At 55.1% G+C, this 16,291-nt stretch carries 17 protein-coding genes; 15 read left to right on the top strand and 2 right to left on the bottom strand.

The annotated features are described in order from the left end of the window. Positions 1–2 precede the first annotated feature (2 nt). From ftsE to rpoH, 3 genes are all read left to right on the top strand, one after another. Positions 3–671: a cell division ATP-binding protein FtsE gene (gene ftsE / locus AAGQ96_RS20150; RefSeq protein WP_147200181.1), complete on the top strand. Its 669-nt coding sequence runs from the start codon at positions 3–5 to the stop codon at positions 669–671. Next, positions 661–1,647: a permease-like cell division protein FtsX gene (gene ftsX / locus AAGQ96_RS20145; protein WP_147200180.1), complete on the top strand. Its 987-nt coding sequence runs from the start codon at positions 661–663 to the stop codon at positions 1,645–1,647. Before ftsE ends, ftsX begins: the two co-directional genes overlap by 11 nt. Before the next feature lie 251 nt (positions 1,648–1,898). Continuing rightward, on the top strand, positions 1,899–2,753 hold the full coding sequence (gene rpoH, locus AAGQ96_RS20140; protein ID WP_147200179.1) for an RNA polymerase sigma factor RpoH: 855 nt from the start codon (positions 1,899–1,901) through the stop codon (positions 2,751–2,753). A 212-nt stretch (positions 2,754–2,965) separates the two neighbouring features. Here rpoH and panM read toward each other — a convergent pair whose 3' ends face one another. Beyond that, on the bottom strand, positions 2,966–3,361 hold the full coding sequence (panM, locus tag AAGQ96_RS20135; RefSeq protein WP_147200178.1) for an aspartate 1-decarboxylase autocleavage activator PanM: 396 nt from the start codon (positions 3,359–3,361) through the stop codon (positions 2,966–2,968). Positions 3,362–3,487: 126 nt separating this feature from the next. On the opposite strand from panM, the gene AAGQ96_RS20130 reads away from it, so the two are divergent. The 11 genes from AAGQ96_RS20130 to ugpQ all read left to right on the top strand — a co-directional run bounded on the left by AAGQ96_RS20130 (position 3,488) and on the right by ugpQ (position 14,020). Further along, positions 3,488–3,685 carry a hypothetical protein gene (locus AAGQ96_RS20130; RefSeq protein ID WP_342754412.1) on the top strand — a complete coding sequence of 66 codons (198 nt, stop codon included), beginning with the start codon at positions 3,488–3,490 and terminating at the stop codon, positions 3,683–3,685. A 60-nt stretch (positions 3,686–3,745) separates the two neighbouring features. After that, entirely contained in the window at positions 3,746–4,861 is a 1,116-nt protein-coding gene (locus AAGQ96_RS20125) for a branched-chain amino acid ABC transporter substrate-binding protein (protein ID WP_147200176.1), read from the top strand. A 191-nt stretch (positions 4,862–5,052) separates the two neighbouring features. After that, a complete protein-coding gene (gene livH, locus AAGQ96_RS20120; protein WP_147200175.1) occupies positions 5,053–5,979 on the top strand; it encodes a high-affinity branched-chain amino acid ABC transporter permease LivH in 927 nt (308 codons plus the stop codon). Next, positions 5,976–7,250 (top strand): high-affinity branched-chain amino acid ABC transporter permease LivM, encoded by a 1,275-nt coding sequence (locus AAGQ96_RS20115; protein ID WP_342754410.1) that lies wholly within the window; start codon positions 5,976–5,978, stop codon positions 7,248–7,250. The genes livH and AAGQ96_RS20115 overlap by 4 nt, the downstream gene beginning before the upstream one ends. Further along, a complete protein-coding gene (gene livG, locus AAGQ96_RS20110; RefSeq protein WP_147200173.1) occupies positions 7,247–8,011 on the top strand; it encodes a high-affinity branched-chain amino acid ABC transporter ATP-binding protein LivG in 765 nt (254 codons plus the stop codon). The genes AAGQ96_RS20115 and livG overlap by 4 nt, the downstream gene beginning before the upstream one ends. 1 nt (position 8,012) lies before the next feature. Then, a complete protein-coding gene (gene livF, locus AAGQ96_RS20105) occupies positions 8,013–8,723 on the top strand; it encodes a high-affinity branched-chain amino acid ABC transporter ATP-binding protein LivF (RefSeq protein WP_342754409.1) in 711 nt (236 codons plus the stop codon). Positions 8,724–8,923: 200 nt separating this feature from the next. Beyond that, a complete protein-coding gene (gene ugpB / locus AAGQ96_RS20100; RefSeq protein ID WP_342754408.1) occupies positions 8,924–10,240 on the top strand; it encodes a sn-glycerol-3-phosphate ABC transporter substrate-binding protein UgpB in 1,317 nt (438 codons plus the stop codon). Positions 10,241–10,478: 238 nt separating this feature from the next. Next, positions 10,479–11,366, top strand: coding sequence for a sn-glycerol-3-phosphate ABC transporter permease UgpA (gene ugpA, locus AAGQ96_RS20095; RefSeq protein ID WP_147200171.1), 888 nt, complete (start codon positions 10,479–10,481; stop codon positions 11,364–11,366). After that, positions 11,363–12,208 (top strand): sn-glycerol-3-phosphate ABC transporter permease UgpE, encoded by an 846-nt coding sequence (gene ugpE / locus AAGQ96_RS20090; RefSeq protein ID WP_147200170.1) that lies wholly within the window; start codon positions 11,363–11,365, stop codon positions 12,206–12,208. Before ugpA ends, ugpE begins: the two co-directional genes overlap by 4 nt. Before the next feature lies 1 nt (position 12,209). Further along, entirely contained in the window at positions 12,210–13,280 is a 1,071-nt protein-coding gene (locus AAGQ96_RS20085) for a sn-glycerol-3-phosphate import ATP-binding protein UgpC (RefSeq protein ID WP_147200169.1), read from the top strand. Then, a complete protein-coding gene (gene ugpQ / locus AAGQ96_RS20080; protein WP_342754407.1) occupies positions 13,277–14,020 on the top strand; it encodes a glycerophosphodiester phosphodiesterase in 744 nt (247 codons plus the stop codon). The genes AAGQ96_RS20085 and ugpQ overlap by 4 nt, the downstream gene beginning before the upstream one ends. Positions 14,021–14,075: 55 nt before the next feature. Here ugpQ and AAGQ96_RS20075 read toward each other — a convergent pair whose 3' ends face one another. Next, a complete protein-coding gene (locus AAGQ96_RS20075; protein ID WP_342754406.1) occupies positions 14,076–14,366 on the bottom strand; it encodes a DUF2756 domain-containing protein in 291 nt (96 codons plus the stop codon). A 200-nt stretch (positions 14,367–14,566) separates the two neighbouring features. On the opposite strand from AAGQ96_RS20075, the gene ggt reads away from it, so the two are divergent. After that, positions 14,567–16,273: a gamma-glutamyltransferase gene (ggt, locus tag AAGQ96_RS20070; protein ID WP_342754405.1), complete on the top strand. Its 1,707-nt coding sequence runs from the start codon at positions 14,567–14,569 to the stop codon at positions 16,271–16,273. Positions 16,274–16,291 lie beyond the last annotated feature (18 nt).

Genomic DNA, 16,291 nt, shown 5'->3' with positions numbered 1-16,291 from the left:
GGATGATTCGCTTTGAAGAAGTCAGTAAGGCTTATCTCGGCGGTCGGCAAGCGCTGCAGGGGGTAGATTTTCATCTGCAACCGGGTGAAATGGCGTTCCTGACCGGCCATTCCGGAGCAGGGAAAAGTACCTTGCTGAAGCTGATTTGTGGCATTGAACGCCCGAGTGCCGGACATATCTGGTTCGGCGGGCACGACATCAGCCGTCTGAAAAGCCGGGAAGTGCCTTTCCTGCGTCGGCAGATCGGCATGATTTTCCAGGACCATCATCTGCTGATGGATCGCTCAGTCTACGACAACGTGGCGATCCCGCTGATTATTGCGGGTGCCAGCGGCGAAGATATCCGCCGTCGCGTTTCGGCGGCGCTGGATAAAGTTGGGCTGCTCGATAAAGCGAAAAGCTATCCTATCCAGCTGTCTGGCGGTGAGCAGCAGCGCGTTGGCATCGCTCGTGCGGTGGTCAACAAACCTGCGGTTCTGCTGGCGGATGAGCCTACCGGCAACCTGGATGATGCGCTGTCGGAAGATATCCTGCGGCTGTTTGAAGAGTTTAACCGGGTTGGCGTAACCGTTCTGATGGCGACGCACGATCGTGCGTTGATCTCTCGACGTAATTACCGCCTGATGACGTTGAATCAGGGGCGTTTGCACGGAGGCCTGGGTGGCGAATAAACGTAATACGCGGCCGACCAAAGCGGCAAAGCAGAAGCAGCCTTCTAAAAGCAAAGCGCTGCGTGGAGGCTGGCAGGAACAGTGGCGTTATGCGCTGCGCGGCACGCTTTCTGATATGTGGCGTCAACCGCTGGCAACGCTGCTGACGGTGATGGTAATCGCCATCTCTCTGACGCTGCCCAGCGTCTGCTTTATGGTTTGGAAAAACGTCAGTCATGCTGCGGAACAGTGGTATCCCGCGCCGCAGCTGACGGTCTATCTGAGCAAAACGCTGGATGACACCGCCGCAGAAAATGTGGTGGCACAGCTGAAGCAGGAAGATGGCGTGGAAAAGGTCAATTACCTGTCACGCGAAGAGGCGCTGGGCGAGTTCCGTAACTGGTCTGGTTTTGGCGGCGCGATGGATATGCTTGAGCAGAATCCCTTACCCGCTGTGGCAATCATCACCCCGAAACTGAATTTTCAAAGCTCAGATACGATGAGCAGCCTGCGCGATCGCGTGGCGAAGGTGCAGGGCATTGATGAAGTGAAAATGGATGACAGCTGGTTTGCCCGCCTCGCGGCGCTGGCGGGTCTGGTCGGTCAGGTGGCGACAATGATCGGGATTCTGATGATTGTTGCGGTGTTCCTGGTGATTGGTAACAGCGTGCGGCTAAGCATCTTTGCCCGTCGCGATACCATCAACGTGCAGAAGCTGATTGGCGCGACGGATGGTTTCATCCTGCGGCCTTTCCTGTACGGTGGTGCACTGCTTGGTTTTACCGGCGCGCTGCTGTCGCTGCTGCTTTCCGAGGTGCTGGTATTCCGTCTGGAATCCGTGGTGACACAGGTGGCTGCGGTATTTGGCACCACGTTTAGCCTGCGCGGCCTTGCATGGGATGAAAGCCTGCTGCTGCTGCTGATCTCGGCCATGATTGGCTGGGTTGCCGCCTGGCTGGCGACGGTCCAACATTTACGTCGTTTTACGCCGCAGTAACCTCTTCTCACTATTTTTGATATAATATTCCTCTGTTGCACGAGCGTTGTGCCGCAGAGGATATTCCCTCCCGGCCCAACTTCCCCTGCCCGAAAGCTGTGTGTATAATACACACCGCTGATACTGAACTTGTGGATAACTTTGCAGTCGAAGTAGCACAGATTGCTTTCCTTTCTCGTTGCCTTTCACGTAGTCTTGTGAATCGCGCAGGGAAATGCGCAGCAACATTGCTTAACACAGAGAGGGTTTGAATGACCAAAGAAATGCAAACTTTAGCTATTGCTCCTTTAGGCAACCTGGATTCCTACATCCGGGCGGCTAACGCCTGGCCTATGCTGACGGCAGAAGAGGAAAAAGCGCTGGCTGAACGGCTGCATTACCAGGGCGATCTGGAAGCAGCTAAGACGCTGATCCTGTCTCACCTGCGCTTTGTTGTTCATGTCGCTCGTAACTATTCGGGCTACGGACTGCCGCAGGCAGACCTGATCCAGGAAGGGAATATCGGCCTGATGAAAGCCGTGCGCCGCTTCAATCCAGAAGTGGGTGTGCGTCTGGTCTCTTTCGCCGTGCACTGGATCAAAGCCGAAATTCACGAATACGTGCTGCGTAACTGGCGTATCGTGAAGGTTGCTACAACCAAAGCTCAGCGCAAACTGTTCTTTAACCTGCGTAAAGCCAAGCAGCGTTTAGGCTGGTTTAATCAGGATGAAGTTGAAATGGTTGCCCGCGAGCTGGGCGTTTCCAGTAAGGACGTACTGGAGATGGAGTCGCGTATGGCGGCTCAGGATATGACCTTTGACCCAACGCCTGATGACGAAGGCGAAGGTCGCTCAATGGCACCGATGCTCTATCTGCAGGATAAGTCTTCTGACTTTGCGGGTGGCATTGAAGAGGACAACTGGGATGCTCACGCTGCTGATAAGCTTAGCGACGCGATGCAGGGTCTTGATGAGCGTAGCCAGGACATTATTCGTGCCCGCTGGTTGGACGATGACAATAAAACCACCTTGCAGGAACTGGCCGATAAGTACGGCGTTTCCGCAGAACGTGTACGTCAGTTAGAAAAGAATGCGATGAAAAAACTGCGTGTGGCGATTGAAGCGTAAATCACAGCAGTCATAAGAAAAGGCGACCTCGGGTCGCCTTTTCTGTTTCTGAAACCGGGCAAACGTTGCACGCCCAATCGCGCCGAGGTTCTGGCTTTCTCGCAACCGTTGCCGCTCAATCGCCCCAATGCTCTGTCTTCCACGCAATCGCTGACAACCCGCCAGCTCAGTTAATCTGTTTTCCTTGCCGTCGCGGGCAGCCCGCCAGCTCGTTACGGCTGTTGGTAAGCCCAACCGCCAGGTTGAGCAATAAAACGGTGTTTTTGCATAAAAATCGCCAGCGCCTGAGGATCTTTATCGCCGCTATCCGCCATCCACCAGTGCGTAATTGCCGCGTTTTGCGTCAGCACTTCTTCCAGTAAATAACTTCCCACACCACGGCGTCTTGTCACTTCCCGCACCATAAACGCTTCCAGCTGCCCCTGCGTGCCATGCAGATGAACCTTTACCGCGGCCAGCAGGCGGTCATTGAATTTTGCTGCATACAGCTGGTGATGCTCATCCAGACTCTTTTCCAAAGCCGTTATATCGGCATCGGGCCAGATTTTTGCCAGATCGAGGCGATCCTGAGCGGTGAGGTGCTGCAATCGTAGGATGGTGAGTTTCATAAAGGCTACCGGACTGATGCGAAAGGCATATTGTAGCGAAATTACCCAGAAACGGACGCAGAACTTTTTTGTTCGAAAACGAAGCAATCTGCCCAATCGACGATTAAAGTTAAAGATAAACACTGAATGGAGTGCAAAAAGGCAGCAGATCCCGCTGGCGAAGCGCTGAAAAAGCCACCATTAATGCCAGTTGTTTATCCTGATTCGGGCGGTGATATCACAATGTGTCAGTTGATTTACAGAAGAAAATTCCTGTTTAATGGCATGAAAAATAAAGCCTTATTACTAAAAAAGGCTGTGATACCCGCTAACCCATTATTCTGAATAGGTTTTATCCGGGGAGCACAGTATAAAAACGCAAACACAACTGATGGGGTAGTACGGATGAAAATGAGTAAAGGTAGCGCTTTCCTGGCAGGCTGCGTGGCATTAGCGTTGAGCCATGCCGCCCTGGCGAAAGAGATCAAGATTGCCATCGTCGGTGCGATGTCCGGCCCGGTTGCGCAATATGGCGATATGGAATTCACCGGCGCAAAACAGGCGATCGCCGATATCAATGCCAAAGGCGGCATCAATGGCGATAAGCTGGTTGGCGTCGAATACGATGATGCCTGCGATCCTAAACAGGCCGTGGCGGTAGCGAACAAAGTCATTAATGACGGCATCCGCTATGTGATTGGCCACCTCTGCTCCTCCTCAACCCAGCCCGCTTCAGATATTTATGAAGACGAAGGCGTACTGATGATCACCCCAGCGGCGACCAATGCCGATCTGACCACGCGTGGTTACAAGATGATCATGCGTACCACCGGCCTGGACTCCGATCAGGGGCCGACCGCCGCAAAATATATTCTTAGCAACATCAAACCTCAGCGTATTGCGGTCATCCATGACAAGCAACAGTACGGCGAAGGTCTGGCGCGTTCCGTGCAGGACAGCCTGAAAAAATCGGGTGGCAACGTTGTGCTGTTTGAGGGCGTCACCGCAGGTGATAAAGATTTCTCCACGCTGGTGGCCCGCCTGAAGAAAGAGAACGTCGATTTCGTCTATTTTGGCGGTTACTACCCGGAAATGGGGCAGATCCTGCGCCAGTCTCGTGCAGCAGGCCTGAAAACTGGCTTTATGGGACCAGAAGGCGTAGGCAACTCATCGCTGTCTAACATTGCCGGTGCGGCTTCAGAAGGCATGCTGGTGACGCTGCCGAAGCGCTACGATCAGGTGCCGGCCAACAAACCGATTGTTGATGCGTTGAAGGCGAAAAAACTCGATCCGACCGGGCCTTTTGTCTGGACCACCTATGCTGCGTTGCAATCTTTGACCCTCGGTATGGAGCGCAGTAAAAGCGCAGAGCCGGAAGAGATTGTCAAAAACCTGAAAGAAGGCGCGCCGGTGCCAACGGTGATGGGCGATTTGAGCTGGGATGCCAAAGGCGATCTGAAAGGGTTTGAGTTTGGCATCTTCACCTGGCATGCCGACGGATCGTCCACCGCGGTAAAATAATCATTTTGCAGGTTTGTTCCGCTTAATCTTCGCGGGCCGAATGGATACGGCCCGGACCAGTGAAAGGGCGTGCCGGGCGAAATGCATTCTGCCCGGTTCGCTGGCACCGGCCACCATGACGGAATTTATTCCGCCCGTGTTGATATTGCTAAGTTTTTCCGCCAGGGCGGAAAAGGGTAAGGTATCCCGTTATGTCAGAGCAGTTTCTCTATTTTCTGCAACAAATGTTCAACGGCGTGACGTTGGGCAGCACCTACGCGCTGATCGCCATTGGTTACACCATGGTCTACGGCATTATCGGCATGATCAACTTCGCCCACGGCGAGGTTTATATGATTGGCAGCTACGTCTCGTTTATCGTCATCGCCGCGCTGATGATGATGGGCATTGACGTTGGCTGGATGCTGATAGCCGCCGGCTTTATTGTTGCCATCGTGATCGCCAGCGCCTATGGCTGGAGTATCGAACGCGTGGCCTATCGTCCGGTGCGTTCTTCCAAGCGCCTGATTGCACTGATTTCCGCCATCGGCATGTCAATCTTCCTGCAAAACTACGTCAGTCTGACGCAGGGTTCGCGTGATTTAGCTTTACCGGGCCTGATTTCAGGCCAGTGGACGCTGGGCGTCAGCAACGGCTTTGCCGCCACGATTTCAACGATGCAAGTTGTTATCTGGGGGGTGACCTTCCTGTCGATGCTGGCACTGACGCTGTTTATTCGCTATTCCCGCATGGGGCGCGCCTGCCGTGCCTGTGCCGAAGACCTGAAAATGGCCAGCCTGCTGGGTATTAATACCGATCGCGTTATCTCGCTGACCTTTGTGATCGGCGCGGCAATGGCGGCGGTTGCAGGGGTGCTGCTGGGACAATTCTACGGCGTAATCAATCCCTACATCGGCTTTATGGCCGGGATGAAAGCCTTTACCGCTGCGGTACTTGGCGGTATCGGCAGCATTCCTGGTGCGATGCTGGGCGGCCTGATCCTGGGTATTGCCGAGGCATTGACGTCGGCATATCTGAGCACGGAATACAAAGATGTGGTCTCGTTTGCGCTGCTGATTGTCGTGCTGTTAGTCATGCCAACCGGCATCCTGGGGCGTCCGGAGGTTGAGAAAGTATGAAACATCTCAACCTGGTTAACGCGCTGGTCTCCGCGCTGATGTTAGTGGTGCTGGCGGCTTTCTTTATGGGCATGCGGCTGAATCTGGACGGTACGCATCTGGTGGTTAACAACGCCGGTAGCGTCCGCTGGAATTGGATCGCCGCAGGCTGCGTCGTGGTATTTTTCTTCCAGCTATTACGCCCGCTTTTCCAGCGCGGCCTGAAAAAGATCTCCGGCCCTGCGCTGATCCTGCCGGGCATTGATGGCTCCACGCCGAAGCAAAAACTCTTTCTGCTGTTGCTGATTGTCGCCGCTGCCGTCTGGCCATTTTTGGTGTCACGCGGCACGGTAGATATTGCCACGCTGACGCTGATTTACGTCATGCTCGGCCTCGGGCTGAACGTGGTCGTTGGGCTTTCTGGCTTGCTGGTACTGGGCTACGGCGGCTTTTACGCCATCGGTGCCTATACCTTTGCGCTGCTGAATCACTACTTCGGTCTGGGCTTTTGGGAATGTTTGCCGCTGGCAGGTATCGTGGCGGCGATGTTTGGCCTGCTGCTGGGCTTCCCGGTACTGCGCCTGCGCGGTGATTATCTGGCGATCGTCACGCTGGGCTTTGGCGAAATCGTCCGTATTTTGCTGCTAAACAACACGGCCATCACCGGCGGACCGAACGGGATCAGTCAGATCCCGAAACCCTCGCTGTTCGGGTTGGAGTTTAACCGCAGCGTGCGGGAGGGGGGCTGGGATACCATCAGCCACTTCTTTGGTCTGAAATACGATCCCAGCGATCGTATTATCTTCCTCTACATGGTGGCGCTGCTGCTGGTGGTAATTACGCTGTTTGTGATTAATCGTTTGCTGCGTATGCCGCTGGGCCGTGCGTGGGAAGCGCTTCGTGAAGATGAAATCGCCTGCCGTTCGCTCGGCCTCAGCCCAAGACGTATTAAGCTGACGGCTTTCACCATTAGCGCCGCCTTTGCGGGCTTTGCCGGTAGCCTGTTTGCCGCACGCCAGGGTTTTGTCAGTCCGGAATCCTTTACCTTTGCGGAGTCTGCCTTTGTGCTGGCAATCGTGGTGCTGGGCGGCATGGGATCGCAGTTTGCGGTCATCCTCGCCGCCGTGTTGTTGGTTGTTTCACGCGAGCTGATGCGTGACCTGAATGAGTACAGCATGCTGGTGCTGGGAGGATTGATGGTGCTGATGATGATCTGGCGGCCTCAGGGACTGCTGCCGATGAAGCGTCCGCATTTGAAGTTGAAAAGCGTGCCAAAAGGAGAGCAGTCATGACGCCTTTACTCGCCGTAAACGGCCTGATGATGCGCTTTGGCGGGCTGCTTGCCGTAAACAACGTGGCGCTCGAACTGCATGAGCAGGAGATCGTTTCACTGATTGGTCCGAACGGTGCCGGAAAAACCACGGTGTTTAACTGCCTGACCGGCTTTTACCGTCCGACCGGCGGCAGCATCCAGCTGCGGGATCGGCAGCTTGCCGGTTTGCCGGGTCAGAAGATTGCGCGAATGGGCATTGTGCGGACCTTCCAGCACGTTCGTCTGTTCCGTGAGATGACGGTGATTGAAAACCTGCTGGTGGCGCAGCATCAGCATCTGAAAAGCGGCGTGTTTGCCGGTCTGTTAAAGACGCCGGGCTTCCGTAAAGCGGAAAGCGAAGCGCTGGACCGGGCCGCGGGCTGGCTGGAGCGCGTTGGCCTGCTTGAAATGGCCAACCGGCAGGCGGGCAACCTGGCCTACGGTCAGCAGCGGCGGCTTGAAATTGCCCGCTGTATGGTGACAAGGCCAGAAATCCTGATGCTCGATGAACCTGCCGCCGGGCTTAACCCAAAAGAAACGCAGGAGCTTGACGAGCTGATCGCCGAGCTACGAGGCCAGCACAAGGTCTCGGTACTGCTGATTGAGCATGATATGAAACTGGTAATGGGTATTTCTGACCGTATTTACGTGGTTAACCAGGGCACGCCGCTGGCCAGCGGGACGCCGGAAGAGATCCGTAATAACCCGGACGTGATCCGCGCTTATTTAGGAGAAGCCTAAGATGAACCCGATGCTTTCTCTGCAAAACGTCAGCGCGCATTACGGCAAGATTCAGGCGCTACACAACGTCAGCCTGCACATCAATCAGGGCGAGATTGTGACGCTGATTGGCGCGAACGGTGCCGGTAAAACCACTATTTTGGGCACGCTGTGTGGTGAACCCCGCGCCACTCAGGGAACCATTTCGTTTGATGGCAAAATCATTACCGACTGGCAAACCGCGCGCATTATGCGTGAAGCCATCGCCATTGTGCCGGAAGGGCGACGCGTATTCTCGCGCATGACGGTGGATGAGAATCTGGCAATGGGCGGCTTTTTTGCCGATCGCCAGCAGTTTCAAACGCGCATCAAGCGGGTGTACGCGCTTTTCCCGCGTCTCTATGAGCGCCGTATTCAGCGTGCCGGGACAATGTCTGGCGGGGAACAACAGATGCTGGCGATAGGCCGTGCACTGATGAGCCAGCCGCGCCTGTTGCTGCTGGATGAACCTTCGCTCGGCCTCGCGCCAATTATCATTCAGCAGATCTTTGACACAATCGAACAGCTGCGTCAGGAAGGAATGACCATTTTCCTCGTGGAGCAGAATGCGAACCAGGCACTGAAACTGGCCGATCGTGGCTACGTGTTGGAAAACGGTCACGTGGTGTTAGAGGATACCGGCGAAGCGCTGTTGGCGAACGAAGCGGTACGAAGCGCCTATCTGGGAGGATAAGTTTTCGTGTCCGGGGCCGGTTTGTCATGGCCCCGGACAGCTTGTAAGCCAGTAAAAATTCATCATAAAACCCGCTTGTCACCCGCCTGTCATCATACCGTCTTCTAACCGTTATATTTCCGTCATTTTTACATGTCATGTTTCTTGCCGGACAACCTTGCGCGTTTTTACGCGAATTACACCAGGCACAGGAAACCGATATGTCATCGTTCTCACTTCGTCACACCGCAGTCGTACTGGGACTGGCTTTCAGCGGCCATGCGCTGGCGGCGACCGATATTCCGTTCTGGCACTCCATGGAGGGCGAGCTGGGCGTTGAGGTGAATTCTCTGGCCCAGCGCTTTAACGAATCGCATCCGGATTACAAAATCGTGCCGACCTATAAAGGTAACTACGAGCAGAGCCTGGCGGCGGGGATTGCAGCCGTGCGTTCCGGCAAAGCGCCAGCCATTCTTCAGGTTTATGAAGTGGGAACGGCAACCATGATGGCTTCAAAAGCGATTGTGCCGGTGTATGACGTGTTTAAAACGGCGGGCATAGCTTTTGATGAAAAACAATTTGTTCCCACGGTTTCCGGCTACTACAGCGACTCCAAAACCGGCCACCTGATCTCTCAGCCTTTCAACAGCTCCACGCCGGTGCTTTATTACAACAAAGACGCCTTTAAAAAAGCCGGTCTGAACCCGGATGAGCCGCCAAAAACCTGGCAGCAGCTGGAAAAAGACGCGGCGGCGCTGCGTAAAGCGGGCATGAAATGTGGCTATGCCAGCGGCTGGCAGGGCTGGATCCAGATTGAAAACTTCAGCGCCTGGCACGCTCTGCCCGTCGCGACCAAAAACAATGGCTTTGACGGCACCGATGCGGCGCTGGAATTCAATAAACCCACTCAGGTTGCGCACATTCAGATGCTGCAACAGATGAACCAGAAAGGCGATTTCACCTACTTTGGCCGCAAAGATGAATCTACAGCCAAGTTCTACAACGGGGACTGTGGTATCACGACCGCTTCTTCTGGCTCGCTGGCCGATATTCGTCACTATGCCAAATTTAACTATGGCGTAGGCATGATGCCTTATGACGCCAGCGTGCCGAACGCGCCGCAAAACGCCATGATCGGTGGCGCAAGCCTGTGGGTAATGAAGGGCAAAGATGCAGCGACCTATAAAGGCGTGGCGGAGTTTATGCAGTTCCTCGCTCAGCCTGAAATTGCCGCCGAGTGGCACCAAAAAACGGGCTATCTGCCGATTACTACCGCCGCTTATGAGCTGACCCGCCAGCAGGGCTTTTACGATAAAAATCCGGGGGCTGATACGGCAACCCGCCAGATGCTAAACAAACCGCCGTTGCCGTTCACCAAAGGCATGCGGCTGGGCAATATGCCGCAGATCCGCACCATCATCGATGAAGAGCTGGAAGGCGTCTGGACCGGTAAAAAAACGCCGCAGGCGGCGCTGGACAGTGCCGTAACGCGAGGCAATGTATTGCTGCGTCGCTTTGAGCAGACGGCGAAGCAGTAAATGAGGAGATTGTTGACAACGTGCAGGCTCAGGGAGCCTGCACGCTCCGCAAAAATGCAAAAAGCGCCGTCCAGGGTAGCTCAGCATGGGCCGACCATGGCCCGTGCTGCTTTGCGCCGGGCATATGCTCCCTTCGCTTCGGGTTTGTCAGCAGTCTGAAAGAGAGCCGTCAGGCGGGGCCGTTGTTACTGTCCCGCTTTTCACCCCCTCAAACTTTTTGCAGGTTCAAAGCGATTTTATGTCTTCTTCACGTCCCGTTTTCCGCTCGCGTTGGCTGCCTTATGTACTGCTACTGCCGCAATTGCTGATTACCGCGGTCTTTTTCCTCTGGCCAGCAGGCGAAGCCTTGTGGTACTCGGTGCAGAGCGTCGATCCCTTCGGCCTCTCCAGCACCTTTGTCGGGCTGGAAAACTTCAGGCGGCTGGTGGGTGATGAGTATTATCTTGATTCCTTCTGGACCACGCTGATTTTTAGCGGGCTGGTTACGGTAATCGGCCTGGTGGTCTCACTTTTTTTTGCCGCGCTGGTCGATTATGTGCTGCGGCTGAAGCGCTTTTATCAAACGCTGTTTTTACTGCCTTATGCCGTAGCACCCGCGGTGGCTGCCGTACTGTGGATGTTTTTGTTTAGTCCCGGCCTGGGTTTGATTACCCATTTCCTTGGCTGGATCGGCTACAGCTGGAACCATGCGCAAAACAGCGGGCAGGCAATGGTGCTGGTGGTGATCGCGTCCATTTGGCAACAGATGAGCTATAACTTTTTGTTTTTCTTCGCCGCACTGCAATCGATTCCTAAATCGCTGACCGAAGCCGCCGCAATCGACGGCGCAGGTCCGGTGCGACGTTTTTTCCAGCTGTCGCTGCCGCTGATTACCCCTGTCGGCTTCTTCCTTATGGTTGTTAACCTGGTATATGCCTTCTTCGATACCTTCCCGGTTATCGATGCGGCAACGGGCGGCGGGCCGGTGCAATCCACCACCACGCTAATTTATAAAATTTACCGTGAAGGCTTTGCCGGTCTGGATCTCTCATCTTCCTCGGCACAGTCAGTGGTGCTGATGGTGCTGGTCATTATCCTGACGGTGATTCAGTTTCGCTACGTCGAAAAAAGGGTGCGCTACCAATGATCGAGAACCGACGCGGGCTGGATATTTTCAGTCATATCATGCTGGGTTTAGGCATTTTGACGGTACTGTTTCCGCTTTATGTCGCTTTTGTGGCCGCCACGCTGAATAACAGTGAAGTGTTTCAGGCTCCCATGACGCTGATCCCCGGCCATTCACTGTGGGACAATATTGCCACCATCTGGCAACACGGGGTGGCGCAGAACAGCGCACCTTTTGGCGTGATGCTGCTGAACAGTTTGATCATGGCGCTGAGCATTACGGTTGGAAAAATCTCGGTGTCGATCCTGTCGGCTTTCGCGCTGGTGTGGTTTCGTTTTCCGCTGCGTGGACTCTGCTTCTGGCTGATTTTTATCACCCTGATGCTGCCGGTTGAAGTGCGTATTTTCCCGACCGTTGAGGTGATTTCCACGCTGAATATGACCGACAGCTACAGTGGCCTGACGCTGCCGCTGATGGCTTCCGCCACCGCCACCTTCCTGTTTCGCCAGTTTTTTATGACGCTACCCGATGAGCTGATCGAAGCGGCACGTATCGATGGCGCCGGGCCGGTGCGTTTCTTTCGGGATATCGTGCTGCCGCTGTCGAAAACCAATCTGGCCGCGCTGTTTGTGATCACCTTTATCTACGGCTGGAATCAGTATTTATGGCCGCTGTTAATCATCAACGATACCGGGCTGGGCACCGCTGTGGCAGGCATTCGCAGCATGATTGGCAACGGTGACGGCTCCACGCAGTGGAATCTGGTTATGACGGCCATGCTGCTGACCATGCTGCCGCCGGTGGCCATCGTTTTAATTATGCAGCGCGCCTTTGTTCGCGGGCTGGTAGAGAGCGAGAAATAAAATGGCAGGCGTAAAATTTCAGGCGGTGAGTAAATCCTATGACGGCAAAAACCAGATCATTGCGCCACTGGATGTCGATATTCACGATGGCGAATTTATGGTGATGGTCGGGCCGTCGGGCTGCGGGAAATCCACGCTGTTGCGGATGGTTGCCGGGCTGGAGCAGGTCAGCGGCGGCGATATTTATATCGATAGCCAGCGTGTGACCGATCTGGAACCGAAAGATCGCGGCATCGCGATGGTCTTTCAAAATTACGCGCTCTATCCACACATGAGCGTAGAGCAGAATATGGCCTATGGCCTTAAAATTCGCGGTATGGGAAAAGCGCATATCCGCCAGCGGGTTCAGGAAGCGGCAAAAAGCCTTGAGCTGGAAGCGTTGCTGCATCGCCGCCCGCGTGAGCTTTCTGGTGGGCAACGCCAGCGAGTAGCAATGGGACGCGCGATTGTGCGGGAGCCCGCCGTTTTTCTGTTTGACGAGCCGCTTTCCAACCTTGATGCGCGACTACGCGTACAGATGCGCCTTGAATTGCAGCAGCTCCATCGCCGCCTGAAAACCACCAGCCTGTATGTGACGCATGACCAGGTCGAAGCGATGACGCTGGCGCAACGCGTAATGGTGATGAATAAGGGTATGCTGGAACAGTTAGGCACGCCTGTTGACATTTATGAGCGGCCCGCCACGCGTTTTGTTGCCAGTTTTATCGGCGCGCCCGCCATGAATTTGCTGGAAGGCGAGCTGAATAGTGACGGGACGCGTCTTGCACTGACGGATCGCTTCACGCTTCCATTGCCTCAGGCCAAACCGCACTGGGCCGGGCGAGCATTGACGCTTGGCATCCGCCCGGAGCATATTACGCTTTCTGCCCAGCCTGGCGCACTGCCGCTGGTGGTCGACACGCTGGAGATGCTGGGTGCGGACAACCTGGCTCACGGCAAGTGGGGCAACAGCGGCGTGGTGGTGCGCCTGCCGCATGTCGAACGACCGGCGATTGGCAGCACGCTGTGGCTGCATTTCCCCCCGGACTCGCTACACTTTTTTGACACCCATAACGGACAACGGCTCGAATGACTGATAACGCCTGGCCTTATCCCGCCATCGTCGCGCATCGCGGCGGCGGCAAACTGGCACCAGAAAATACGCTTGCTGGTATCGATACCGGCGCGGAACTGGGCCATAAAATGATTGAGTTTGACGTGAAGCTCTCCAGCGATGGCGAAATCTTCCTGCTGCACGACGATACGCTGGACAGGACCAGTAATGGCTGGGGGATTGCTGGTCTGCTGCCCTGGGAAAAACTGTTGCAGCTGGATGCAGGCGGCTGGTTCGGTAACGATTTTGCCGGTGAGCGACTGCCGCTGCTGTCACAGGTGGCCCAGCGCTGTGCTGGCTATTCGCTGATGGCGAACATTGAGATCAAGCCAACTACCGGGCTTGAAGCGGAAACGGGCCGCGTTGTGGCGCTGGCCGCCCGGGAACTTTGGCAAAACCAGCCTGCGCCGTTGCTGTCATCGTTCTCTGTTATCGCGCTGGAAGCGGCGATGCAGGCCGCCCCTGAATTGCCGCGCGGCCTGTTACTGCACGAATGGCATGACGACTGGCAGCAGATGACCGATCGGCTTGCCTGCGTGTCGGTGCATTTTAATCATAAGGTATTGAATCAAGAGCGGATCAGCCAGCTGAAAGCAGCCGGATTGCGGATTCTGGTTTATACGGTAAACAGCCCGGCGCGGGCAAGGGAACTGCTGGCGTGGGGCGTTGATGCGATCTGTACCGATCGTATCGATATTATTGGCCCTGATTTTAGCTGACGTGGATAACGAAAAAGCGGCCTGCGGTAGCCGGGAAGCGCCGCAGGCCGTTTGATTAATTATTGTTTTGCTGGACCGGTGGCGTGTTGTTGCTGCCGGGCTGCGATTGCAATACGCGCGTTGAGGCGCTGTTGCGCTGCTCCTGAACTTTACGCTGTAAATCCTGGCTCTGCTGTTGCTGCTGTTGTTGCAGTTGCAGTTTCTGCTGGGTTTGTTGCGTCTGCATTTGCTGCTGCATCCGTTGCGTGCTCGGATTATAACCCGGCTGGTTTGCATCGTTATTATTCAACATCTTTGCCATGCCGCTCAGCGGCACCAGTACGGCACAAACGAGTAACCATTTCATAAATTATCCTCCATGTTGCTGTGACATAAGTGTATGCCAGCGCCACCTGTCCGGCTTTATCAGTAATCTGAAATTTGCTTAACATCTCGCCTTTTGTCTTATTTCGTACATAGTTAGATGCGGTAAACAAACGTAAATAATATTAATAAGAGGTGAACATGGCTGGACAGGTCAGGATAGGGCGGTTTGCAGGGTCGCTGATGGCAGGGCTGCTTTTATGGCAGGGAGCCACCGCAGCACCCACTGCGCCACCGATTTCGTATGGCGTAGGAGCGGATACTTTTCATCCGGTAAAAGAGCAGCATGGCATGGTTTCTTCCGTTGATGCGCTGGCCACTCAGGTTGGTGTCGACATTCTCAAGCAGGGCGGTAACGCGGTCGATGCGGCGATTGCCGTCGGCTACGCGCTGGCGGTGACACATCCGCAAGCCGGCAATCTGGGCGGCGGCGGCTTTATGATGATCCGCACCGCTTCCGGGCGCACTACCGCCATCGATTTCCGTGAGATGGCCCCAACCAGAGCCAGCCGCAATATGTTTCTGGATGCCGCAGGCAATGCCGACAGCAAAAAATCGCTGACTTCTCATCTGGCTTCCGGCGTGCCCGGCACCGTGGCCGGTTTTGCGCTGGCTAACAAAGAATACGGCACAATGCCGCCTGGCCAGCTGATCGCTCCCGCGCAGAAACTGGCAGAGAAAGGGTTTGTGGTTAACGAAGCGCTGGCCGACGATCTGAACGTTTACGGCAAGGAAGTGTTGGTCAATCATCCCAACAGCAAGGCCATTTTCTATAAGCAGGATGGCGCGCCCTATGCCCGGGGCGAAAAGCTGGTACAGCGTAATCTGGCGCACAGCCTGAGCTTAATCGCCAGACAGGGGCCGGATGCGTTTTACAAAGGGGAAATCGCCGATCAAATTGCGCAAGAGATGGCGGCAAACGGTGGTCTGATCGATAAAGCGGATCTGGCGAATTACAAAGCCGTAGAGCGTAAACCCGTTAGCGGAACCTATCGCGGCTATGAAGTCTTTTCCATGCCGCCGCCCTCCTCCGGCGGGATCCACATTGTGGAAATCCTTAATATCCTGGAAAACTTCGATCTGGCTAAAATGGGTTTCGGCAGCGCGGACGCGATGCAGGTGATGGCGGAAGCGGAAAAATATGCCTATGCCGACCGTTCTGAATATCTCGGCGATCCGGATTTTGTGAAGGTGCCGTCGCAGGCGCTGACCAGCAAAGCCTACGCCAAAACGCTGGCGCAGCAGATCGACGTCAATAAAGCACGCCCTTCCAGCGAAATTAAGCCGGGCAAGCTGGAGCCTTATGAAAGCAACCAGACCACGCATTTCTCGGTGGTGGATAAGCAGGGCAACGCGGTGGCTGTCACCTACACGCTGAACACCTATTTTGGCAGCGGTATTGTGGCCGGCAACAGCGGCATCCTGATGAATAACGAGATGGACGATTTCTCCGCCAAGCCCGGTACGCCAAATATTTACGGTCTGGTCGGCGGCGAAGCGAATGCGGTGCAGCCTTATAAGCGTCCGCTTTCCTCTATGTCACCGACCATCGTGGCGAAGGATGGCAAAACCTGGCTGGTGACGGGCAGTCCCGGCGGCAGCCGAATTATTACTACCGTGCTGCAAATGGTGGTTAACAGCATTGATTTCGGGATGAACGTCGCCGAAGCGACCAATGCACCGCGTTTCCATCACCAGTGGCTACCGGATCAGCTTCGCGTGGAGAAAGGCTTCAGTCCGGACACGTTGCAACGGCTGGAAGCAAAAGGTCAGCATGTGAAGGTTCTGCCAGCTATGGGCAGCACGCAGAGTATTATGATTGGCCCGGACGGCATGCTGTATGGCGCTTCAGATCCGCGTTCGATTGACGATCTGACGGCAGGGTATTAGTACGACGACAGCGCTAAA

The sequence above is a fragment of the Pantoea sp. MBD-2R genome, from assembly GCF_039134845.1.
GTDB lineage: Bacteria > Pseudomonadota > Gammaproteobacteria > Enterobacterales > Enterobacteriaceae > Erwinia.
Note: the sequence above shows the minus strand (reverse complement) of the source record. Positions and strands in the feature narration are given on the sequence as shown.